The following is a 23,173-nucleotide window of genomic DNA, read 5'->3' as shown; positions in this document are numbered from 1 at the left end:
CTTGGTCGTCGTTCGACCACGGCGCGTTACCCTGCTCACCCGTTCCGCAGTCTGGTCACCATCCGTGGTGGCCGAACGCCCCCCACACCGCGACGTCGGCGAGCAGCCGCTTCCGTGCGTCACGGGCGATCCGCGGCGGCATACCGGGCAGCGGCACCCGTCCCGGGTCGAGCATCCACATCTGAACCGCGCGAAGTGCGTCCGCGGCGGGCAGCCCGCCGACCACCAGGAAATGGTGCAGCGCCACCATGGCGACGGCGGTGGGCCGGTCCGTCACCTCCCACCGGGAGCCCACGACGCTGGCGGCGCCCGCGGCGAGGAAGGCCGTCGCGGGCGTGAGTGACTCGTCGGCGTCGAGCCTGGTCAAGTCAGACTCGCACGCGGCGAGGACGACGGTCGGACCGGCCGCGTTCGCGGGGCGTCCTGAGGCGTGCTCCAAGACGGTTCGCAACGAGAGCGGGGCCGCCAGATCCAGCCGGGAGTCCTCCAGTGTGGACCTCGCGGCAGCGTGGCAGCCCAGGTGGATCATCGATGGGCCGGTGGCCCCCGCCGTCGGGAGCCGGTCCAGGAGCTGGTCGGGCGTCGCCGCCGGACCCAAGACGGCCGCGCTCGGGTAGACGGTGTCCGCGAGCGTGTCGATCTCGTCGGTCACGCCGAGGAGGCTCTCGTCCGGGCCGCGCACGAGGAGCGGGTCTGAGGCGGGCGGCAGAAGCCCACGCCCGGCGACCTCGCGGAGCTGCCGCCCGGATGCTGCCACCGACAGGACGAGTTCCTGGCAGGCGTACCTGACCTCACCGGACCCGGTCGGCAGCACTGCCGCGTGCCAGGGGACCGTACCGAGCGGACCGCACGGAACGAGTATGACGCGGCAGACGCCGTCCGGGCCGCTGCCCGGCCGGTCGCCCAGCGCGCCGAGCAGTGGGGCGACCGCGGCGGCCCCGGCCCACTCGCAGAGCCGATCCAGCGCGTCGAGCCACGGCCTCGGCCCGGACTCGCCGTGCCGATCGGTGCGCAGAAAGGCAGTCAGCGGATCGTCGGCTCCCAGGCTCAGCAGCGGCGCCCGTACCCGGGTGACCACGCCGTGCTCATCGAGCAGCAGTACCCAGCCCGGAGCGTCAGGGCCGCCAGGGACCAGGTAAGCCAGTGCGTCACGGCCAAGAGTGGCCAACGCCCTGCCGATGGCGGCGGGCGGGGGTGCGACGAGGAGCCGCCTTCCCGCCCGAGTCGTCTGCAGCACCTCGACCGCCCGGTGCCGAAGGTCGGCGGCCGCCGCCGCATAGTCGGGCTCACTGTCGGACGACGCCGAAATGCGACCCGCCCGACGCGCGGCTGCCTCGTCGCGCCATGCCCGCGAGAGGTCCAGATGACCGGCTGCCTCCAGCAGCCCCGGCACATCGGACGTCACCGTCGCGGCGTGGAGGGTGAGCGCACGGCCCAGCTCCAGCGCCTCCACTGCCCCGGCGGCGTCACCGTCGTCGAGACACCAGCCCACGAGTCTCGTCGCCTCGGCCGCGGCACCCCGGGCAGTGTCCAGGGCGTCGGCCACCCCGGACTGCAGCAACACCAGCGTCCCGGCGGACAGCAACTGGTCCCGGCACGTGCGTCGAGCCTCGAGGTGGTCGCCTCGCGCCCACAGCGCAACCGACAGGTCGCGCAGCACATCGGTCCGCAGGACGTCGCCGCGGCGCGGGCCGATCAGCCCGAGGGCCTCCGTCAGGTGCTCGACCGCCCGGTCGACGGCGTTCGTAACGCCGCTGCCGACCGCGACGAGATAGCTCTTGCCGAGCAGGGCGCGTCGCGCGGCGAGCTGGTGCGGAAACAGGTCCGAGTTCTCGATCTCCTCTTCCATGCGCGCCAAGGCCTGTCGCACCGCGCCCGGCTCGGCGTCGACCACGCCCGCCACCACGTCGAGCGACCCGACCAGCGTGCCGACGGCGCCCGCCGACACCCCCGCAATCCCGCGCCCGGACAGGACCTGGCGCAGATTCGCCACGGCAGGTGGCACACCGTCGCCCCGGCCCACGCTGACGCCCAGCTCCGCGGCCCGTAGCGCGACCTCCAGGTTCGACCGCACCGGGTGCCCCTCCGGGACCCGGTCGAGCCCGTCGCGCAGCGCTGTCGCGGCTGCTGCCAGCTCGGCGGTGTCGGACACCCGCGCGGCGCGACCGATGCGCGCCACCGCCACCAGGCAGGCGAAGAAGGCCGCATCAGTTCCCGACCTCTCCACCACCGCTTCGGAGGCGCGCCTAAGCAAGGCCTGAGCGGCGTCGGCGTTCGCGAGCAGGCCGTCTATCAGCTGCCGGTCGGACAGCACCGCACCGAGCTGACCGACCGCCACCGGGCGCAGCGGGTGCCCGACCGGCAGGAGCGAGATCGACTCCAGGAGGTCGTCGAGCGCCGCGGACGCGTCCCGCCCGGGCTCGCCGAGGCCGCGCAACAGACCCGTCAGCGCCGTTAAGAATCGCGCGGCGCCTAGCCGGGCCGGATCGTCCGCCGCCGCCGCGGCGGCGACCAGCCCACGGGCGAGCTCGTCGGCCGCGGCCGCGCGGTCGGCGGACTGCTCCAGCGCAGCCGACACGACCAGGGCGCCGGCGAGCATCCCCTCGGCCTCCGCGCGCATCCGCGGATCCTCCATCCCCGCGGCCGCCTGCTCCAAGAGGTCTGTCGCGCGGCGGAGGGTGTCGGTCTGCCCACCATCTCCGCCGGCGAGAATCGCGCGGGCTAGGTCCTGTTGCAGCACCGGGCGCAGCAGGTTGCCGCCCGCGAGCTCGGCGACGGCCGCCTCCAGCGCGGCCACCCGCCGGTCCTGCGGGGTGACCAGCGCGACCAGCCCGCGCAGGAGGCCGCCGACCTCACTGTCGGGCGGGACTACGACATCGTTCAGCGCGGCGCTCGTCGCCTCTGACACCTCGCCGTCTCGCGCCACCTCCGAGAGCATTCGCGACGACGCCTGGAGTGCCTCCCCCACCCACCGGAGCTCGGGCGGCAGGCTGCCTGTGTCGATCACCGCTGGCGCCGCGACCGGTTTTCCCTGCCACTCCTCGGCCTGCTGCAGCACCTCGGGGTTCAGATTCAGGCCTCCTCCACAGCGCAGTGCCGGCGGCATGGTGCTCAGCATTCGCACGGCATTCCGCAGATGGCCCAGCATCGCGCGCTGGCCTGCAGGCATGTCCTCGTCGACCGTCAGCTGCGCGACGATCTGTTCAACCCGTTCGCGATCGTCCTCCGAACCTCCATGTCGCAGGTAGCGGTCGGCCAGAGCGGCGGCCAGCTCGGCGCGCTGCGCCCACCCGGTTCCGGGGCCCGAGCCGCTGCTCAGAATGCGCTCCAGACGGGTGATCCGGTCGTTGAGCTCTGCCTGCTCGCAGCCCATAGGTGCCTCCCTGCCGCCGTCGGGAATCTAGTCCCGCGCCGTCGGAAGTCGGGCCTGGATCCTCAGTTGTGACGATCAGCTGGACCGTTGCGCACGATCTCCCTCGGCCTCTGCAAGGGCTGCGCTGCTCGTCGCGCGAGAACGGCCACCCCTCGCAGCTGGCTAGCGAACCGAACTGGTGCGAGGTCAGCCCTGCCAACACACCCTGAGCCGCCCGCTGGGCCGTTCGGCCGCCTCCGGTCCGCTGCGACCGGTCCCGGCCATCCGCCCTGCGAGGATGCCCGCTCCGTTGGTCGAAGGAGGGGCAGCCGTGGACAACCGCGACGAGGAGTCGAACAAGGGCGTCGAGGACGCACGACTGGACGTGGCCGTAGGAGCCATCGCGCTCGCCGCAGGCTTTGCCGCCGCCCCACTCGGACCGGGCGCGGTCGCAGTTGCGGGAGCGACAGCTCCTGCGATGAAGCTGAGCGCGAGGCTGGTCAAGCGAGCGCGGAGTCGGCGAAAGGGCCGTCGTGCGTGGGCGCTTGAGCGGGCGGCGGAGATCCTCGACACGGGGATCGACATCTTCGACGAGCGCACGGCCGAGGACGCAGTTCGGCTGGAGTTGCTTGCCCGGGTGCTCGAGGCAGCCGAGCGAACTCCCTTGGACCAAAAGGTGATCGCCCTCGCGCGTGTCCTCGCCGATGGCTTCCGTGACGGCGGGAGCGGGCACGAAGCGCTCGTCCTCGCTGCTGCTCTCGCCGATCTGGAAGCTCCCCACGTCATAGTTCTGCGGCATCTGGCGGCGTACCCGCTGCCGCCGAAGGAGCTATGGAAGCCCGAGGCTTCGGAGGACCCGATCGGGTGGGAGGCATGGCAGCTCGCTCGGGCGGCCCCGCAGGTCGAGGACTTGCTCGACGGCCTGCTGTCGGTCCTCTCCGGGCACGGACTCGTCCGCAGGCTCGGCGACTCGACGTGGGCCGGACTGGTAGCGATGACGCAGTACCGAGTGACTCCGCTCGGGCAGCGGTGCCTGCTGCTCCTTGGGCAGGAGGTCTCGAAGCCCGTGGCCGACTGATGGCGGAAGACGCCCGCCGAAGCCGGTGCGCCCGGCAGCGGGGCCTCCTTCCGGGTGAGAGTGGGCTAGTGTTGCCGCGCACCGTGGCGCCGAAGGCCCCGCCGGCCACCCGTGCACTGCGCCGATAGCTGCTCATGATCGTGCCCAGGAGCCCAAAAGAGCCCTCCCGGCGAGGCGCGGCGCGAAGCCGTGCAGCCGCCGAAGACCCGCAAGGCGCGCCCGCGCACCGCCAGCGACCCACGCCCGGTGGCGACCGTGGTCGAGGCGATTGCCCGAGGCCTGCGGGCTGTCGCCCGCCTGTTCGACGGTAGGCGGTGCCTCCCGCTGAGGCTCATCGTCGAGCGCCGCGGTGGCTGCTCTGGGCCGATGACTGGGACGTCGTCTGGTTCGTACGGGATACCGGCCTACGCCAACGCTCTGGGTGAGAGGCCCGGCCGCCCGCGGCGGCGGAGCGGTCGGGATGGAGCAGCGGTGCGCTTTCGTGCTGGTCGGAGCGGGCTGACGGGTCAGGCCTCAGAGCCCAGTCTGGACAGACATACCAACCCGGCCCAGGCGGTGAGCGGGCTCGACGGATCCTGACGCCAGCGGTAGAGCTGCTCGGCGCGGAGTGCGGCCGCCGGATGCTCACCACGGGCCACCCGGACAGCCACCCGGGCGGCCTGCGCCCCGGCGCCGTAGCCAATCTCGATCACCCCGCCGACGACCGTCCGTGCGCCGCCGAGCATGCAGCTGATCGGGAGGCCGAGCGGCTCAGCGCCCGGGTCCACGTCCACGCGTCCGACCAGGCAGGAGGCGAAGACCACCCAGTCCGGCCAGCGCTGTCCGAGGGCCGCCCCGGCGGACAGCCTGCCGCCTCCGGCGAAGGTGACCGCCTGGGCGAGCCCGACGCCGTCGCCGTGGGTGGCGAGGTACGCGCCCGCAGGCCCCGTGGACAGGAGATCGAGAAACCCACCCAGGTCCTCGGCTCGGTTCGTCGGGAGCTCGGCAAGCGTTCGTGCCTCGGCGCGGGCTGCGACCTCGGCAAGGTGTACGGCGACGGGACCGGTACCGAGGCCGGGCCGGTCACCCGGCCGGTCCAGTAGAGCGAGGCTAGGCACGACCTGAATCTCGGCGACGCTCAGGAGCGGTCGGCCGTCATCGATGCCGACGGCGGCCCAGGGGAGCGCCGCGAGCGGGCCGTGCGGGACCACGAGCACCCGCTCCAACGCGCCTTCGGGCAGCCCGCGGAAGAGCAGCCTCAACTCCGGGGGGAGCAGTGCTGCACCCAGTGCACGCCATCGACCACGTTGCTCGTCGTCCTGCCTGGCGCTCATCCGGACGCGCCGCTCCTCGGGGTCTGATGCGGTGACCAGGTCCAGAATCTCGGAATCAGTGACATCGAAGGGATGGATCCAGGCGGTACGCCCCGGCGGTGTCCAGACGGTGTGGCCGCGCATGCGTGTCGCCGTCAGGTCGTCGAGGTGGAACGCGAGCACGTGGCGGTCTCCGGGATCGACCGGCGTGTCCCGGACGCGGCGCGGCACGTAGGCATCGGCGAAAAGGCCCGATAGCTGCGCCGACAGCTCCCGGTGGGCGTCGGCAAGCTCCGCTGCACCGTCCGGTGAGTCGGTGCTCTCCAGCGCGGCAATCCGCTGCTGGACAGCGCGGACGGGCTCTCCGAGATCGAGCGAACCCGCCCGAAGCATCGTGGCGAGCGACCCACGGCGGAGGGACTCGACGACCTCGGCGGCCAGCGGACCTGAGCCGAGGCCCTGCTCCTGCAGCGTCTGAGCCGCGTCGAAGACCAGCTCGTACACGCCCGCGTGACGCAGGACGAGGCCACGCCGGTGCAGCTCGTCGGCGAGCTCACCGCGAGAGTCCTCCAAGGCGCGGACACCGGTGCCGAGATCGGTGAGGGCGCGGTCGGGCGAGGTCCTGGTTGTGGCGGCGCCGAGGAGGGTGTGGGCCACTGCGCGCTCGACCTCGGTAGCCGGTCCACTCAGACCAGCCAGCGCCCGGCGGAGAGCCTTGGCAGCTGCGCGAGCGTCGCCGTGTCGGAGCTCGAGCTCACCGAGTTCGAGGTGACCGCGGCTCTGCGCCGTGATCAACGCGGCGCGGGTCGCCTTGTCCCGGACCATCGAGATGTCGAGGTCGGTTCCGAGCATGTCACGCAGGGCGGCAAGGTCCCCGGCGCGGGCGGCCTCGTGGCGTGCCGCGTCCCAGCGGGCGAGGTACCCGGCTCCGCCGCTCTCGCCTGCCTGACTGTGGGCGGCCTCTCGCCAGGCCTCTTGTACCGCAGCGTCCGTCCGGTAAGCCCGCTCGTCCACGACGGACGCCAACAGGCCCCTGGCCCGATCGGGGTCTCCGGCGGCGAGGACCGCGCGGCCCGCCGCTGCGTGCACGCGGGTGGCCAAACCGCGCGGGAGTACGGCCGATTCCGCCACAGCCAGCGCCTCCTCCGCCCTGCGGACGGCCTCCTGCAACTTGCTGCGGGACAGTGCGTCCTCGGCGAGCGCCGCGAGCGCGCCCGCCTTCAGAGCCGCCGACTCGTCCGGATCAGCGACGATCTCGTCCCAGAGGCAGGCCTCGTACTCGCTCTCCCAGCGCCGGGCCTCGGTCGCGGCCCGCCACGTCCGACGACCGCGTCGGGTACCAGTGCGCAGCCCGGGCCCCGGCTCGGCGGGTCGTGGGCCACCGAGCACCAGCCCGTCCACCGTGGGGCGGGCCGCGTTGCCCGCCACCGCCGCAACCGCCGCACATCCGCCCCCGACAATCCCCGCCAAGCCTGCGTCGACGATCAGACCCGCGCTGAGAAGTAGCACGAGCAGACCCATCCGGTCGGCACGGCGGCTCAGGCGGAACGCCAGGGCGAACACCAGGGCATAGGCGATACTGGCGCGGATCGGGCCCCCATCGAGGACCATCCAGGGGGCGAGGTCCACCCAGCCCGACCACAACACGGCAGCCAGCCCGACCGCGGCGGCTGCGAAGACCACTTTCCGGGCCATGTCGAGCGCTTGCTCGAGGACGGCCAGGCGCACCACGTCGAGATCGAGCGGCAGCCGGACCGGGCCCGCAGTACCAGTCAGCGCGAGCGACAACATCATTCCCGCGGCAGAGGCGATTCGCCGTCCGTCCGCGCTCGCCCAGGCCGCGGCACCCGCCGTGCCCACGGCCTCGATCGCGTCGTCGTCGGACATCGAGGAAAGGCCCGAGAGGCTGCCACGCGCCTCGTCGTCCGTCGGCACGGAGCCCGCTGACTGTCGTCGGCCTGCGGCTACTCCTTCCAGCCCGTTCCTCCACGATCCCCGACCCACGACGAGAACAGCGGCGACGCCGGCCACCACGCGGGCAGCCAGCGCGATCCCGGCCACCGGCACCAGCACGAAGGCAGGCACTGCCGCGAGTAACCCGAGCCACGGTCGTCGTATCGTGCGCGCCACGACCATCAGCAGCGCCGCGCCGCAGCCGGCCCACCAGGGCCCGGCGAACACCGCGACCAGCGATGCGGCGAGCCCCACAAGGGTGCACCCCGGCCGAACGACCCACCACAGCCCCTTCGCGAGGACGGGCCATCCCGTGGTGAGCGCGCCGAAACGGGCCTTCGCCGTCATGCTCCCAGCCGTCGCCACTCGTCCTCCGTCAGTTCGGTCATCGCCACGTTTGCTCGTCCCCGCATGCTGCCCGCGAGCCGCTCGACACGCGGACTGATCAGTTCGGCGCCGCGGGCCCTCGACGTGCGTACCAGGAGCTGGATGGCCTGCTCGTCGACCAAGCCCAGCACCGCCGCGGCCGTCGTTCCGGCCGCTGTCCCCAGGCGCACGGCTGCCGCCGAATGCGGGAGCAGCAGCGAGGCCGCGGCCAGGTGATGGACGTCCACCGCCCGGTCCTTGTCCGGACGATGCGCTGCGACGAGCGCTGCCTCGCACGCGACCAGGGTCCAGCCCAGGTCCTCGACCGCCCCTCCGTCGAAGCCCGCACCCGACACGTCGACGCCGTCTACTGACCATCGCGTCGAATCGTCGGCGACCGCAGCACGGACGAGCGCCAGGCTGTCGACGAGCCCGTCGGTGGCCCGCTCGATCCGGCTGCGCTCGGCGGGCGGGAGCGAGTGCACGGCCGCTACCAGGGCATCACGGTCGAGGGGACGCGCCGGTGCGGCGCCAGGCAGTGCGCCGAGCGCGGAGGCCAGGACCGCCACACCGGCGGCGACCGCCGCGGGCCATGCCGCGAACAGAAGCGCGACGATCAGGGCGATCGTGCGCGCCACCGCGTTGCCCAGGCTCGCGACCAGCACCAGCACGGCCACGCCCACCCCCCACCAGTCGGCGACGACGGTGAAGTAGATCGCCGCGGCGATCGCGAGCACAGTCGCCACCATGCCGAGGCGGACTGGTAGCGGCACACCCCGGCTCATCCGGCGGCGCTTTCGGAGAAGCGGGCGATCCGGAACGCCGACAGCAATGCCGCCCGTCGGACCACGAACGCGGGGCGGAGAGTGCGCCGAAGGTGCCCTGTGTACTCCCGGAGGGTCAGGCCGACTCCGGTCACCGCGCGCAGCCGGCGCATCTCAAGCCGGGTCTGCATCCAACCCGTCCCGAAGCTCAGCAGGTTCAGCCCCGCGGCGAGCGGACTCGAAACAAGCACCAGCACCACCACCATCGCGGCGGGAACCACGGGCGAGTCGGCGGGCATCCTGTAGAACAGGAAGGGGACGGCAAATAGCTCCCACGGGCTGCCTGGGCCGAGGGCGTGTACCACCACGACCGCGATGACCAGTCCCACCAGCACCATGTTGGCCAGCGCCACCGCCGTGTAGGTACCGGTAGCGGGCAGCCGGATCCCGCCGTCCGCGCGTCGGGCTCGCCGCGCGTCCGCCATGACCCCCGGCCCGGTGAGCCCGGCCGCGGCGAACACGGCGGCGCACCCGCGGGACGGACCGCTCGCGAGCTTGTCCAGCAACTGCCACGCGTCCGGCCGATCGGAGGACTCTGCGACGACGTCGTCCAGCGGTCGCGTCCCCAATACCCGGGCCGGCGCGGTCGCGGCCGGGAGCACCGTACGGAGCAGCCGGGGCAGCGCTGCCCGCGGCGCGCTGCTCTCCAGTCCGGTTACCAGCTCGTCGAGCAGGTCGATGTCGTCCGCTCGCCGGTTCTCCCCGGCAGCCGCACCGCGCGCCCGCCGTATCGCCTCCTCCACAGTGGGCTCCTGGGTGGAGGTGTTGAACCGGGCCTCGACCCAGACCTCTAGGCCGTCGAGAGATGTGCCGAGGAGCTGGTCCTGGGCGAGCTCCAGTAGCTCGGACCGAGACCGCTCCCCGTCGGCGGTGAGTAAGGAGACGACGGCGGAGGTCGGCTCGGCGACCAAGGCGATTGCCAAAGCTCCCGGCGGAACGGGCCCCAACTCGAAGTCCCGCACCAGATCCCGTAGCAGGGTGAGGGAGGCGGTGAGAGCCGGAGTGAGCCGTACTCCGTCCAGGCGCGCGCCCGGCCGGGCGTCCAGCAGGGGCGTCAGGCCGTCCGGATCACGGAGCTCGCCGACTCTCTCGGGGCCCCCGAGTCCGACCAGCAGCCAGAACCGCTCCCACGCGCCGCCGCCGTCCGCGGCGTCGAGGGCTGCCAGCAGCGCGCCGGTGCCCAAGGCCGTGCCGGGCTCCAGCCCGGTGATCGCCCTGTACACCGCTGACTGGATGGTCTCGCCGAGCTCGAGCCCGAGGAGCGGGTACCAGGGGGGCGGCTCCGACGGGGCGAGCCTGCGGACGGACCGCTCGGTTCCAGGCACGGGGCCTCCATGACGTGAACGTGGCCTCCGGGCCGGCCGGCGGCGAGGGCGCACGTGAGATCGGTCGACTGTGGGTGGTGATACGTGACCTGGACCACAGGAACTTGCCCCGGGTGGACGTCGACGGACCCGCTATGTTCGGCCGGGTGGTCACCGAGCGGGAGCACCCCGGGCACGATGCGGCACTGTGGGAGGAAGCCCTCGATGTCGTCGAGGACGCCCGAGCCTGGCAGCTTCACCCTGAGGCCTGGTCGATCCTGGGCGGGATCGTCTCCCGGCTGGCTACTGCCGTCGCTCGACGGGACCTTGCCGCGGTGCAGACCGGCGTCCTGGAACTCGAGCTGCTCGGGCCGGTCCGAGCCACGCCGCTGGACGCGCCGGTGACCGGACCCGTTCCCGAGGAGGTCGACCTGCTGCTGAACCGGCTCGTCCACGATCTGCAAGACGACCTCGCGCCGCGTGAGTCCTGAGGCCCGTGGACGGGCTGCTGGGGTGCGAGCTCGTCGCGCACATCCTCGTCCCGGTCGACGGGCCCGTCCCCGCTGAGTCGGTGATCGGGCCGGTCTGGGAGCAGTGCGTCGAGGAGTACGGCCTGCGGGAGAGCATCGCGGACCATCCGACCGAACTCCCGGCCGACCTCGGCGAGGCACCCGAGGAGGTCCCGCTCGCGGCCCGTCGGCTCTCGGGAGACGGGGTGCAGGACCTCGTCCTGCGGCGGATGCACGACGTACTCTGCCTGTCGTTCGTCTGTGCTCCAAACGGGCCAGCGGACTGGCCGGTGCTCCACACGCGCTGGGGGCGGGTGCGGGCGGCCTGCCCGCCGAGCGTCCTCGGCACGGCCGAGATCCTCCAGGCGAGACACGCCGCGAAGGCCGACCCCGACCAGCTCGGTACGCCTCCGCCGCTGCGCGGGCTGCGCTGGTCCGCGGGGGTCCGCCGGCAGCCGCCCGAGCTGGGTCCGTTCGCCGTCTGGGAGGCGAACCCGGACGGCGCCGACCGCGCGCTCGTGCGGTCGCGGACGCACCGCACGTTCGCTGTGGTCGCGCCGAAGGAGGCGGACTCCCAGCTCAGCCGATGGACCTGGAGGCGCGAGGACGGGCGCGCGCCATTGTTGGCCCGGTACCTGATCCAGGCGGCCAAGCTGCGGTACGAGGCACGGATCGTCGAGGCTGCGGACCGGCTGGAGCCGCTACGCCGGGCCGTCACGGCGGCGGCCGCGGAGCTGCGAACACAGCTCGGAGCGGGCGGGTCCCCGGCGGCCGCACTAGCCGATCTACGGCTGCTCGACCTACGGCTGCGCAGCAGCGTCCGGACCCTTGGCGCACTGCGCCGCACCGCCGGGATCGCGGCGACCAACATGGAGCGCCTCACCCTCAGCGAGGAGCCGACTGGGCCGTTCGCCGAGGACCTGGCGGTCGCGCGCTGGCTTCAGGACCAACTGGCGGTGGACCTCGGCTACCTCGACGACACCCTCGCCGAGGCGCGGGACGTGATCGAAGTGGCGGCGGCTACGGCAATGCCGCCGTCGCCGTCTCGGCTCGCGATGCTGGGCAGCAGTGATCGCCGTGTTCTGGTCGATGCGCTGGAGCGCGATCCTGTGCATCTCGCCCGCGCGGCGACGGGCGATCTCCGCACGGAGGCGGACGAGCTCGTCCGCCGGGCGGAGGCGGAGGGTTGGATCACGAGGCTTGTCACCGGGGCCTACCTCGCCGACCCGGACGGGCCGGGGCTGCGTCGACTGGTGGAGGCTGGGTTCCTCGACGAGGAACGGGCCGCCGGGGAGACGCTGAAAGCACCCGCTGGACCCGTCCGCGCGCTCGTGCCGGAGCCGGACCTGCTCGACGAGGTGCCCGAGGCCGGGCTCGAGCGGATCCTGCGGAGCGCGCACGCCTTCCAGAACCCGGAGGTGTTCGTGGCCGCGCTGCAGAGGCGGGCCGGCCAGGTCTGTCGGATTCGCGTGGACGGCCCTCGAGAGTGGGCATGGGGCAGCGGCATGCTCGTCGGACCCGACCTGGTCCTCACCAATCACCACGTGCTCGATCTCCTGTTCACCGGCGAGGCGCGCCCGTCCGGGGTGAAGCTGACCTTCGGTCACCGAGTACGAGCCGACGGCGAGGTCGAGCCCGGCACTGCGACCGGGCTTGCCGCGGAGTGGCGGGTGGTGGACAGCCCGCCGGGCGCGCTCGACTTCGCCGTGGTCCGGCTCGCCGCTTCACCCGGCGCTGCGCCGCTGGTCGGCGGCCGGCCCCGCGGCTGGTTCGACCTGCTCGCTGAGCGGCCCGCCCCGGTGGCGGGCACGCCGCTGCTCGTCCTTCAGCACCCCGACGGGCATCCACTCAAGCTGGCGATAGACACCGAAGGAGTGCACGAGCTCGGACCGGGCTCGCTGACGTACGGCGTGAACACGTTCGACGGGTCGTCGGGCTCGCCCTGCCTGAACCTCGACCTCGACCTCGTCGCGCTGCACCGTGGCACGGTGCCGGGCGGCACCGCCAACCGCGGCGTCCCGATCACCGACATAGCGGCTCACATCCGGGCGTGCGGCAGGGAGGACGACTTCACCGCGTCATCGTCCTGACCGAGAGAGTCCCTGAACGATGTGCAGCGGTACCCCGATAGCCTGACGCGGTGGTGATCGGCCGTGACGGCGAACGCGATACCCTCCTGGCGGTCTTGTCCGGCGCCGCCGCCGGTCGTCCCCAGGGCATCGTCCTGCGCGGCGACCCGGGTATCGGCAAGACCGCGTTGCTGGAGGCGGTCCTGGAGAGGGCCGAGGGTTTCGAGGTCCTCCGCATTCAGGGGCACGAGGCGGAGCGCGAGCTCCCGTTCGCCGGGCTGTCCGCTCTAGTGGGTGCGCTCCGCGGCGACGGTGACAACTTGCAGGCCGGCCAGGCCTCGGCGCTGGATGGGGCGCTGAACCGAGGTCCGGCGCTGCACGGCGACCGGATGGCCGTCGTCGCGGCGGTGCTCGGCGTGCTCGCCCACGCCGCCGAACGCGCGCCGTTGATCGTGGCCGTCGACGACATCCATCTCGTCGACGCCGCGACAATCGACGCACTGTTCGGAGCGTTCGCGCGCCTGCAGGTCGAGCGGATCGCGATGATCGTGACCGCCCGCCCGGACGAGGACGTGCCAGGCGAGTTGGTCGAACGGCTCGACGATTGGGACCAGCTCTGGCTGCCCGGTCTCGATCTGGCCGCGTCGCGCGCACTCGTCGCCGCCCGCGGTCCTCTTCCGGAGCCCGTGTGGAGGGACGCGGGCGGCAATCCGCTCGCGCTGCTGGAGCTCGCGTCACCCGCCGAGGCCGGAATGCTCGACGCGCCGATGCCGCTCCCGGCGAGGCTGCTGCGCGCGTACGGGCGCAGGCTGAGCGGGCTACCCGAGCCCACCGCGCGGGCGCTGCTGGTGCTCGCGGTGGCTGCGCGGGCGACGCATGCGCTCGATGCCGCGCTGCACCAGGTCGGGGTGCTCCTCGACGACATCGATCCCGCGGAGACAGCCGGGCTCGTCGAGGTCCGGGACGGCTCGCTCGGCTTCACCCATCCGCTGGTCCGCAGCGCGGTCTACCACTCCGCCTCGCCTGCGGCGAGGCGGTCGGCGCACGCGGCTATGGCCACCGCACTCGCGCAGAACACGGGTCCGGGACTCGCGGAGCGCCGTGCCCACCACCTGGCGGAGTCCACCGCAGGCCCGGACGAGGGCGTCGCAGGCCAGATCGCGGCGGCGGCCCGCGCCGCCGCCGACCGGCACAGCCACACGGTTGCCGCGCCGCTGTTCGAGAAGGCCGCTTGGCTGAGCCCACCGGGTCCTGCCCGGGTACGACGAATTCTCGACGCAGCGTTGGCCGGTCAGGCCGCCGGAATCTTCGAGTCAGCCGGCAGGCTCCTCGAGGAGGTGCTGCGGGAAGCCGAGGACGAGGACACCCGCGCGGCCGCCACGCACCTGCGCTGCCGAATCAGGATGTGGAGCGGGCATCCCACGCTGGCCAGGGACGAGCTACTCGCACTGGCGGCGCGCACCGAGGATCGCGTCCCGTTCTGGGCGGCGCTGATGTACGCCCAGGCGGCCGTCGTGAGCATCGCGCTCGGCGAGCAGCACCAAGCGATCGCCATGGCCGACAGCGCCCTCGCCCTGACCGACGGGACACCGGACGAGGTGGCGCTGCCGATACTCGTCTCGTACGCGGTGACCCAGGCGATCAACGGCGGCGTCGTGGCCGCTCGCGGTGCGCTCGACCGCGCCGACCCCCATCTGGACGGATGCGATCCGCTCTCGATCGACCAGCTCCCGGTGCTGGCAGCGCTAGGCCACGCCTGTCTCGGCGACGTCCCCCGGGCTCGCGCCCTTCTCGAGTCCACCGTCCGGCGAACCCGGGGAGTGCAGGCGGCGGGACTGCTGCCGTTCCAGCTGTCGTGGCTGACCCTTGTGCTCTGGATGGACGGGGACTGGCTCGCCGGCCTCGCGAACGGCCACGCGGCCGTCCAGCTGGCGAGGGAGACCGGCTGGACCACGGAGCTGCCCAACTGCCTGATGGCGCTCGCCACGATCGAGACCACCCTGGGGCGCCAAGAGGAGGCCGAGGCGCACGCCGCCGAGGCCGTACGGCTGAGCAGAAGCCACGCCAACGGGCTGATGGCCGCGCACGCCGCCAGGCTCGCCGGACTGTCCGCGCTCGGACGTGCCAGGCCGGACGAGGCCGCCCGCCACCTCGCAGCGGCGGGGGAGTTCGCCCGGCGCGGAAGGATGGGGGACTCGGTGCTGTTCGGCTGGGCGGGCGACCTGACCGAGGCGCTGGTGCGCGCCGACCGCCGAGGCGCCGCCGAAGAAACATACCGAGCGGTCGTCGACGAGGCCGACCGCACGCTCCGGGCCGCGCAACTCGCCGTGGCCGCCCGCTGCAGGGCGCTCCTGGCCGAGTCGCCAGAAGCGGCCCGCACCGGTTTCGAGGAGGCTCTCGGCTGGCACGCGGAGGCAGGAGTGCCCTTCGAGACGGCGCGGACACGGCTCTGCTTCGGGGAGTTCCTCCGGCGTGTCCGCCGCCGCGCCGAGGCGCGTGAGCAGCTGGAGCTCGCCCGCGCGACGTTCGACGCGCTCGGTGCCAAGCCGTGGATCGAACGGGCAGACGCCGAGCTCGCCGCGAGCGGCCGGCGGGCTCGCCCGCGCGGGGCCGCCATGCCGACCGAGGAGCTGACCGCCCAAGAGCTGCAGGTGGCGGTCGTCGTGGCCGAAGGCGTGTCCAACGCGGAGGCGGCGGCCCGGATGTTCCTCTCTCCGAAGACGATCGAGTTCCACCTGTCCTCGGTGTACCGCAAGCTCGGGATCGGCTCCCGCGCGGAGCTGGCCGCGACCATGCGGGCCTCCGAGGATCACGGCTCGGGCGGCAGCGGAGCGCCGAAGAACGCGGCAAGCTGAGCGGGCATGATCCGCGCCGAACTGGTCCCGAACAGCGCGCCAGTCCGCTCCAAGCCCTCAGCCACCAGGCCGGAGCAGGTGAACGACCCGTCGAGGAAGAACGTGAGGCGGGCGCTCGTGAAAGCCCACAGCGTGACACTGACCAACGCCAAGAAGGCGTAGGGCGCGCGGGCCTCGCGGACGAACTCGGCGAACTCCACGACCTTGCGACGATCGTCCTCGGACGCTTCGATCCGCACCACCTGATACATCGTATGGTCCCGGACATAGCTCCGGATGGAGCCGTCCCGGACTCCTTCGCCCACGGCCTCGATGAGGTCCCCCCGCTCGGACACGACAAGCGCAGCGTGCGTGTACGAGGCGTAGTGCCGGTCCTCGGCGGGGAGCCGTAGCCGCTGCCCGAAGCGGATCAGCCGATGGTTCAGCGGCCGGCTGGCCCGGCTGAGCAGAAAGTCGCCTGGTCGGTAGCCGCGGACGGGCTCGACACCGAAGCCCGCTGGTTCCTCGACAACGGCCGGCGGCAGCCGCTGCACCAGTCCGCGCGTGCGCATGACCACATCCTTTCCGTGAGGGTCAGACCCGCCTGAGGCCCTCGTGCAGGATCCGGAGACCGGGTACCACGTCGAGGTGCCGCTCGTCGACCGACGGCTCTGAGGTGCCGCAATGGTGGTTGACCACGACCACTCGGTAGTAGATCACCTGCCCGCGGCTGAGCAGGCGCCAGACCTCCGGTGGGACCTGCCACCGGTCACCCGCGGCGAACACCCCGGACGAGTCACCGCCGAAGAAGTAGTTGTCAGGCGACCGATCGGTCTCGCAGCTCATCAACTTGCGCGTCGCGGCCAGCTCGACCATGTAGAGCAGCGGGCGTGCGGTCCTGATCACGAACCACGGTGGAGGTGCGGCCGCGGGCCACGCGGCCGGGCCGGTGATCAGCGGAGGCATGGTTCACCCGGGTGTCGGGTCCCCAGCCGTCGAGGAGTAGGCGGGTGCGCAGCGCCCGTAGGGCACGTGCCCGTGTCGGTCCGACGCTCCCGATGGGCATCCGCGCCTGGCTGGCTATGGTCTCGTAATCCGCCACGCCACGGAGGAACAGCAGCTCCAGCAGCTCCTGCCTCCGTGGGCCGAGCTCGGTGAGCGCGGCGCGGAGTGCCTGATCCCGCTGCGCCGTGACGGCCTGCTCCTCGGGACCGGGGGTGGGGTCGGGCAGGTCGGCGTCGTGCACACTGGGCGAGTCGCGACGTATCCGGTGGTAGTGGACCAGACACTCGCGATAGGCGATCTGCCGCAGCCAGCCCGCGAATCGGCTGGGTTCGCGCAGATCCGACACCCGCGCCACGGCACTGGCCCAGGTGTTCTGGACCAGGTCCGCGGCATCCGCGGGCTGGACCCGGAATCCGGCGACGACGCTCGCCACGGTGCTCGCGAACTCCTGGACCAACAGCTCCCACGCCGCGGTGTCGCCCCCGCGCGCACGTACGACGGCATCCTCGACGACGTCTCGGTCCCGCATCCTCGGCTCCTCTCGCCTGCTCCGTTGCGGACGGTAGGGCGGGGGAGGGGGCGCTCGAACCGGGGAAACCCCCGGGTTCGGTCGGTCGCGGGAGAGCGATCATCAGACGTCGGCGTAGTTCGTGCGGACGAAGTCCTCGTCCCGTTGTGACAGCGTGCTGTTCTCCGGGAAGGTGACGCCATCGAGCGTCCACTCGGCGGGGAAGGCGTAGAGCATCACCGACTCCGGGTCGAACTCCGTGAAGTTCGTCGTGGTGCGGTCGTATACCTGGAACACGTTGTGGTCGACCTGCTCTCGCGTCCAGCTGTTCGGTGGCTGGGCGAGCGCGGCGTAGACGGTCTCCCGATCCCACCGAATGCCTGCCGCCGGGCTCGAATGCTCGTGGATGAGACCCAGCGCGTGGCCGAACTCGTGGCGCGCCAGCCGGTCGACGCGGGAGGACGAGATCGCTGAGGGCAGCTCGGAGAGACAGAGGGTGGGGGCGTCGGGCGGGAACACCTGCGTCAGCAGAGCGTCGGTCCCCAACGCCGACCAGTTTCCCACGCCCTCGAATGTCACCCTGATCTCCGCGTCGCCGGACGTGACGTGCACGAACTCCAGTTCGGCATGCCGTGTCCATGCCGACGCCGCGGTCAGCACACGATCGGCAAGCTCCGCTCCGTCGAGGAACCGGACTCGTAGCGTCCGGCCGGATCTCCAGAACCGCTGTGGCTGGCCGGCTGCCTCAGCTGGCGCTCCAGCGTTCGACGACCGCTCAGCCGCCGCCAGATCCTCGGCGAGGGTGCGGAGGGCGAGCGGGATCTCGAGATCCCAGCACAGGAACGAGGACGGTGGCGAGCAGTCGTGCACTACACACTCCAGGGTTGCCGGTGGACACAGCGGTACAGAGCCTTTACGCGACCAGGGTGTCGGCGGGATGGCCAAGACGACCCTCAGCCCTGACGCGCTGCGCCTGTCTTCTGATACGCGGTATCAGGATGTCGTGGTCTCGATCTGGGAACGGGGAGGCCACCTCCCCAGCGTCAGGTTCGACACCTCGGCTCGAGAGGGGTGCGCCGAGGTGTCGAACCCGACGGCGCCGAATCGGGTGCCCGTCTCCTTCGGCAACGGGTTGCCCGAAGGTGCACGGCCGCCGACCGGTCCACCCGCGGCGGCGGCGCTTCGTCCCCGGCCGTCACAATCGTCCGCTGGTTGCCACGGCGGCCCGGTTGCGTGCTGCGGACAGCTCAGCGAGCCGTATCGCCAGCCCGGGTGCCACCACCTGCAGCGCGGCGGGGGAGACGCGAGCGTCGATGGAGTGCGTCCACAGCACCGACCGGCCCAGCTCACACAGTTCGAGTGCGGTCGTAGGCGTCCCGCAGCCGAGCGCCCATGCGACGGCCTCACCGGTGACGCCCTCGGTCGAGGCGGCGTTCAGCTCCTGCGACGGGCGGTCCAGGCCCGGCCAGGTCGCCGCCGGGATCAGGCGCACGGCCGCGGCCAGGTTCGCGGCCGCAGCCTCGCCGCGGCCCGTCGAGGCGGCCAGCCGCCCCGCGGCGCGCGCCGCGAACAGCCGCCGGATCGGTGGCGCGGTCGCGATGGCAGCGGCCTCCCCGAAGGCCTCCAGTGCAGCGTCCAGATCAGCCCGGTCGGAGTCGTCGGGGTTCCCCCTGGACCGGTCGGCGAGCGCCTCGGCGAGGTTGTGCAGGTAGGTCGTCCGGTCGGGGTGGTCCGGCGGTGTCATTCCGACGGCGGCGCGCCCGGCGTCGATGGCGGCGTCGAGATCCGATCGCGTGCCGCGAGCCCGGTACTGCAACCAGAGGGTGCGTGCGACGTTCGACAGCATCCCGGCATGATCCAGTGAGCCGGGTGCGGCCGCGGAGACCGCCCGCAGGGCTACGTCTGCAGCCTCGTCGAGGTCGGCGGCCGACGCACTCCCGCGGGCTGTCGCGCTGGCGGCGACCGCCCTGGCCTGCAAGGCGCTCGCGAGATTGCTCAATCGGCCCGCCAACCGCCGATCGGCCGGGTCGGTGGTGGCGACGGCCTCGCGAGCCGACGCGACCGCCTCGTCCAGCCCGCTGTCCTCTCCCGGTCCGATCCACAGGGTCTGCAGAGCCCCGCTGAGCGTCGAGAGGTTGCCGACCCGGGCCGGGCTACCCGGCGGCGCCGAGGCGACCGCCTCCCTGGCCCGTTCCACCGCCTCGCGCAAATCATCGAGCGCTCCGAAGGCTTCGTAACGGGTGCGCAGAGCCGCGGCCAGGGTGCCGAGCCGCAGCGGCCGCTGCCAGGACGTCTCCGGAGTCTCGGCGACGGCCAACCTCCCGGTCCGCACCGCCTCGTGCAGGTCGTCGGGTCGCCCGGCGACCTCGAACCGGATGGACAGCGCCGCCGACAAGCTCGACAGGCACAGCGCATGGTCGACGGTGCCGTCAGACCGGCGCATGGCCTCGTGAAGCCGCTCCATCGCCTCGGCGAGAACCGTGTCCCCGCCGCCCGCTTCGAACTCGTCCAGCAGCACGGCCGCGAGGATCGTTCGGACTCCGACGTGCTCGGTCCGCCCACGGGGCCCATCCGCGAATGCGGCCCGCGCCGCACGGATCGCAGCGGTGAGATCAGCAGGGGCGCCGCGGAGCGCCGCGCGCGTCTGCAGCACCGACGCCGTGGCGAGCAGCGCTCGGCGCCGCAGCGGATGACCTGCCGCAGTGTGGGCGGCGGCCCGCTCGGCCAGGGCGACCGCATCGTCCAAGTCCGCGATCCGGCCCGTCGCCTCGTATCGGGTCAGAAACGCCGACGACGCCGTCAGCAGCCGGTCTGGTGTCTGTCGGTCGAGCGTCTGTCCGTCGTCGTCGCCCCTGCCATCGTGGATGAGGCCGTCGAGGTCGGCGCTCAGAAGATCGACCGCTTCATCGAGCACCACCGGCTCGCCCGTCTGGTCGAAGCGGGCCTGCAGCACGGTGCTGAGGGTGTCGCGCGCCGTGCGGGCTGCCGAGGCGTCCGTGTGCGCGTGTGCGAGTGCGTCACGAGCCGCCTCCTCGGCTCTGGTCAGGTCGGTGACGTCTCGACCCAGTTCGAACCGGGCGGACAAGGTGGACGCGAGGTTGATCAGTGCCGTCGGTTCCCCGGGTGCCACCTGTACGGACCATTTGCCCACCTCGACAGCCTCGTCGAGGTCGGCGGGACCGGATATGGCGTCCCCGGTGCTGTGGCGTGCCCGCAGCGTCGCACCCAGAGTCGACAATGCTGCGGCGAGCGTCTCGTCGTCCGGGAGCCCCATGGCCAGCGCGGACCGGCAGATGGCGACGGCCTGGTCGATGTCGTCCTGCCGGCCGCTCCAGGCGAAGCGGGTGCTCAGGACTGCCGCGAGGTTCGCCTGGAACACCGGTCGCTGCGGGTCGTCGTGGTCCGCGTGGTCGACCGCCCCGCGAAGCGCCTCAACGGCGCCGTCGAGGTCGGAGTCGGGATCGCCGTCATGGTCGCCATTCCCGCAGCCGAGGCCGTCGTGGCGGGCCAGAAGGGCGCTGCCAAGGTTGCTGAGCCGGGACGCCAGCTCGGGGTCGTCGGGATCAGACCGCTCGACGGCGCGGCGACCGGCGTCGACAGCGTCGTCGACGTCCGCCCGCGCCTCCCGGATCAGGTAACGCAACCGCATAGCCCCGCACAGATTCGACCAATGACGTGGAGCGTCCTCCCGGATGGCCGTCACGCGCAGCAGATCGACAGCGTCATCTAGTGCCGCGGAATCCCCGGAAGCGAGGTGCTCGTGGTACCGCACCATCCCGGGATCGGAAGGGGGGAGATCGTCCGCCTCCAGCAGCGAGCACAGCTCCGGTGGGAGTAGCTCCCGGTAGTCGGCGTGCAGCGGGGTGAAGAGAGCGACCGCGATGGCCACGTCCACCTCCGCCTCGTCATCGGCGGTCGCGCCGTGCGCCTGCGCACGGCACCAGTACAGCCACGCTGCGGCCAGGCCGATCTCGGCGTCGAGGTCGGTCCCGCCGGTCTCCGGATCCCAGTCGGTGAGGGCGAGCAGTGCGCGGGCCTCCGCGTCGGCGGCCGGATCAAGCACCGTCGAGGGCTCCCGGTCGGACGCGAAGCGCTCGACTCGGCCCTCGACCCGGCCCAGCAGGTCGTCCCGGAGCCCATCGGTGGTCATCGGGTCGTCCAGTCGTCCGGGACCCGCGTCGTGACCTCCACGACCGAAGTGGCCCAGTCGTGCGGGGCCAGGACCGCAGTCGTTTCGGCGTCGCGGTGCACGGCGCGGAAGCCCAGACGGTCGAGAACGCCCGAGAGTCCGCCGCGGTGCCGCGCGGGCGCCGCCTGCGGCGGCTCGCCCAGCCGCGGGAGGAAAAAGGGCTCGGAGCTGAACTGCCGCTGCGACACCAGGAGCAGCAGCCAGTCGGTCCCGAACGCCCCCGGCTCGAGATCTCGCTTGGGCGGCAGTCCGAACCGCACCGGCGCGCCCCCGCCGACGTCAGCGACACCACCCGCGGCGACGTACTGCCCCGGGAACAGCTCGGCGTGAAGGCGGAAGCGGTCGGTCAGGTCGAGCAGCACGCAGTACAGCCTCTCGTCGGTGGTGTTACGCAGTCGGACGTGCACCGTCGGAGCCACCCAGTCGGCTCCGCTCCACATGTAGTCCAGCTCGATGGTTCCGGCAGGCAACGGCGCGACGTCGGGGGGCGGCACGCTGCCGTCCGCAGGCACGGGGACGATCTCGAGCCGAACGGCATCCGCCAGCGCGGGAGACGGGTTGTGCAGGGCGCGGACCTGCATCCACCGGGCGATGTGCTCCAGGCCTGCGATTGTGTGGCGCAGCCCGTCCGCGTCGGAGGGACAGGACGAGGTGAGTTCCTCGCCGTCGGCGCTGGTGATCAGGATCCCGCCGTCGCTGCGCTCGCGCACACGCAGCAGCAGCGGCGCCGCGTCCGCCTCCCGCGGCGTGGTGATCCGGATGTGCGGTGAGGTGCGGGCTTCCAGGACCGCCGCCAGCCGCGTCGCGATCTCCGGGGTCGCCGTCACCGCGACCGGTGGCAGTGGCACGTCGGTCACCGCCACGTCGTAGAGCTGCTGCGGATCGGGGTCCCACCCGACTGGCTCCACCGTGCTACGGTCGACCTGCACGTCGACCACGCGGACCTCGCGCGCCGGCAGGACCCCCGGCACGCCCAGCCGGGTACCTGAGGCGAGTCCGTGGACCGCGCCCAGATCCACCTCCCACCTGCCCCGTAGCCACCGCAGAGTGACGGTCGCGGCTCGCGGTCGCAGCGTTCCGTCGAGGAACCTCTCGTCGGCGATGGAGCCGACCGCCTCCAGCGCCGGGATCTGCCTCCGGTAGCGGCTCTCGACCCGGCACCGGGCATCGGCGAGGACGCTGCGGTAGGTGGCGTCGGGACCGAGGCGGGCCAGCGCCTGTGTCAACGCCAGGCTGAAGATGCCGTGGACACCGTCGTCGGTGCGGGTCTCGTGCGCCACCTCCCATTCGTCGCACGCCGAGAGCGCCACGTGGCCCGGCTCCTGCCGTCCGAGCGCGGGGCGGTCCGGGCCCGCGGTGTCCCGGACGAGCTCGGGCAGCAGCTCGACCAGCCGCGGCGGGTTCCGCGCCGGCGGCGCGAGGCGCGGAGTCATGCCGGGCGCCCGCATGCCGTGGCGGGCGTGGCAGGAGTCCTTGACCGAGACGAGCCGGGCCCCGGTGGCGACGATCTCGCGCACCAGCACCGCGAGCTCCTTGTCGTACAGGTCGGGGGCGGTGTCCCGGCTGTCGTGACACACCGTCGTCTGGCACGCACCGGCGCTCTCGGCATACCAGATCTCCGGAGGCAGCGGGCCGGTCGAGCCGTGCCCGCTGAACCAGAACAGCGCAGTGCCGCCGGGTCCCGCTCCGCCGAGGTGTTCACGGAAACACCTGATGATCTCGCCGCGGGTGGCCTCCTGGTCGAGGAGGGTGCAGATCGACAGCTCGCCTCGCGGGATCCGATCGGTGAGCGTCCGTTCGGCCAGCCGGACGTCGTTGACACAGCCTCGCAGCGCGAGCTCGGGACGGGCGTAGGTGTCGATTCCGACCAGCAAGGCGTGAACTCTCGGC

Annotated in this window: 14 protein-coding genes; 4 read left to right on the top strand and 10 right to left on the bottom strand. The window is 72.5% G+C overall.

What is annotated here, in order from left to right; genetic code table 11:
- Positions 1-55 precede the first annotated feature (55 nt).
- Positions 56-3,373, bottom strand: a complete 3,318-nt coding sequence (locus tag BLS43_RS22030) for a CHAT domain-containing protein (protein WP_093088311.1) — start codon at positions 3,371-3,373, stop codon at positions 56-58.
- Between the two features lie 310 nt (positions 3,374-3,683).
- Between BLS43_RS22030 and BLS43_RS22025 the strand changes: the two genes are divergently transcribed.
- On the top strand, positions 3,684-4,430 hold the full coding sequence (locus tag BLS43_RS22025; protein WP_093088308.1) for a hypothetical protein: 747 nt from the start codon (positions 3,684-3,686) through the stop codon (positions 4,428-4,430).
- A 506-nt stretch (positions 4,431-4,936) separates the two neighbouring features.
- On the opposite strand, the gene BLS43_RS22020 is transcribed toward BLS43_RS22025, so the two are convergent.
- Genes BLS43_RS22020 through BLS43_RS22015 form a run of 3 tightly spaced genes read right to left on the bottom strand, consistent with a single transcriptional unit; the run spans position 4,937 to position 10,190 of the window.
- A complete protein-coding gene (locus BLS43_RS22020; protein WP_143030167.1) occupies positions 4,937-8,023 on the bottom strand; it encodes a CHAT domain-containing protein in 3,087 nt (1,028 codons plus the stop codon).
- Entirely contained in the window at positions 8,020-8,778 is a 759-nt protein-coding gene (locus BLS43_RS29560; protein ID WP_143030166.1) for a hypothetical protein, read from the bottom strand. The genes BLS43_RS22020 and BLS43_RS29560 overlap by 4 nt, the downstream gene beginning before the upstream one ends.
- A 44-nt stretch (positions 8,779-8,822) precedes the next feature.
- A complete protein-coding gene (locus tag BLS43_RS22015) occupies positions 8,823-10,190 on the bottom strand; it encodes a hypothetical protein (RefSeq protein WP_093088304.1) in 1,368 nt (455 codons plus the stop codon).
- Positions 10,191-10,204: 14 nt separating this feature from the next.
- Here BLS43_RS22015 and BLS43_RS22010 point away from each other — a divergent pair, with 14 nt between their 5' ends.
- The 3 genes from BLS43_RS22010 to BLS43_RS22000 are packed head-to-tail and all read left to right on the top strand — an operon-like array spanning position 10,205 to position 15,602.
- Positions 10,205-10,660 (top strand): CATRA system-associated protein, encoded by a 456-nt coding sequence (locus BLS43_RS22010; protein WP_176921473.1) that lies wholly within the window; start codon positions 10,205-10,207, stop codon positions 10,658-10,660.
- Positions 10,661-10,665: 5 nt separating this feature from the next.
- Positions 10,666-12,768: a CATRA conflict system CASPASE/TPR repeat-associated protein gene (locus BLS43_RS22005; RefSeq protein ID WP_093088298.1), complete on the top strand. Its 2,103-nt coding sequence runs from the start codon at positions 10,666-10,668 to the stop codon at positions 12,766-12,768.
- A 50-nt stretch (positions 12,769-12,818) separates the two neighbouring features.
- Positions 12,819-15,602 (top strand): helix-turn-helix transcriptional regulator, encoded by a 2,784-nt coding sequence (locus tag BLS43_RS22000; RefSeq protein WP_093088295.1) that lies wholly within the window; start codon positions 12,819-12,821, stop codon positions 15,600-15,602.
- Here the strand turns inward: BLS43_RS22000 and BLS43_RS21995 are convergent.
- The 6 genes from BLS43_RS21995 to BLS43_RS21970 form a co-directional block, all read right to left on the bottom strand.
- Entirely contained in the window at positions 15,557-16,153 is a 597-nt protein-coding gene (locus BLS43_RS21995; RefSeq protein ID WP_143030164.1) for a C40 family peptidase, read from the bottom strand. The genes BLS43_RS22000 and BLS43_RS21995 overlap by 46 nt on opposite strands.
- A 22-nt stretch (positions 16,154-16,175) precedes the next feature.
- Positions 16,176-16,427, bottom strand: coding sequence for a hypothetical protein (locus BLS43_RS21990; RefSeq protein ID WP_093088289.1), 252 nt, complete (start codon positions 16,425-16,427; stop codon positions 16,176-16,178).
- On the bottom strand, positions 16,399-17,115 hold the full coding sequence (locus BLS43_RS21985) for an RNA polymerase sigma factor (protein ID WP_093088286.1): 717 nt from the start codon (positions 17,113-17,115) through the stop codon (positions 16,399-16,401). The genes BLS43_RS21990 and BLS43_RS21985 overlap by 29 nt, the downstream gene beginning before the upstream one ends.
- Positions 17,116-17,217: 102 nt before the next feature.
- Complete coding sequence (locus BLS43_RS21980; protein ID WP_093088283.1) at positions 17,218-17,964, bottom strand: M12 family metallopeptidase; 747 nt, start codon at positions 17,962-17,964, stop codon at positions 17,218-17,220.
- 325 nt (positions 17,965-18,289) lie between these two features.
- Complete coding sequence (locus BLS43_RS21975; RefSeq protein WP_143030162.1) at positions 18,290-21,157, bottom strand: tetratricopeptide repeat protein; 2,868 nt, start codon at positions 21,155-21,157, stop codon at positions 18,290-18,292.
- 83 nt (positions 21,158-21,240) lie between these two features.
- On the bottom strand, positions 21,241-23,157 hold the full coding sequence (locus BLS43_RS21970; protein ID WP_176921472.1) for a caspase family protein: 1,917 nt from the start codon (positions 23,155-23,157) through the stop codon (positions 21,241-21,243).
- Between the last annotated feature and the right edge of the window lie 16 nt (positions 23,158-23,173).

The organism is Pseudonocardia oroxyli (genome assembly GCF_900102195.1).
In the GTDB taxonomy this organism is placed as follows: domain Bacteria; phylum Actinomycetota; class Actinomycetes; order Mycobacteriales; family Pseudonocardiaceae; genus Pseudonocardia; species Pseudonocardia oroxyli.
Note: the sequence above shows the minus strand (reverse complement) of the source record. Positions and strands in the feature narration are given on the sequence as shown.

Bases quoted from the DNA above. Each gene is read 5' to 3' on its own strand.
- BLS43_RS21990 (WP_093088289.1), bottom strand. From the start codon at position 16,427: ATGAGCTGCGAGACCGATCGGTCGCCTGACAACTACTTCTTCGGCGGT.
- BLS43_RS22030 (WP_093088311.1), bottom strand. From the start codon at position 3,373: ATGGGCTGCGAGCAGGCAGAGCTCAACGACCGGATCACCCGTCTGGAG.
- BLS43_RS21995 (WP_143030164.1), bottom strand. From the start codon at position 16,153: ATGCGCACGCGCGGACTGGTGCAGCGGCTGCCGCCGGCCGTTGTCGAG.
- BLS43_RS22020 (WP_143030167.1), bottom strand. From the start codon at position 8,023: ATGACGGCGAAGGCCCGTTTCGGCGCGCTCACCACGGGATGGCCCGTC.
- BLS43_RS21985 (WP_093088286.1), bottom strand. From the start codon at position 17,115: ATGCGGGACCGAGACGTCGTCGAGGATGCCGTCGTACGTGCGCGCGGG.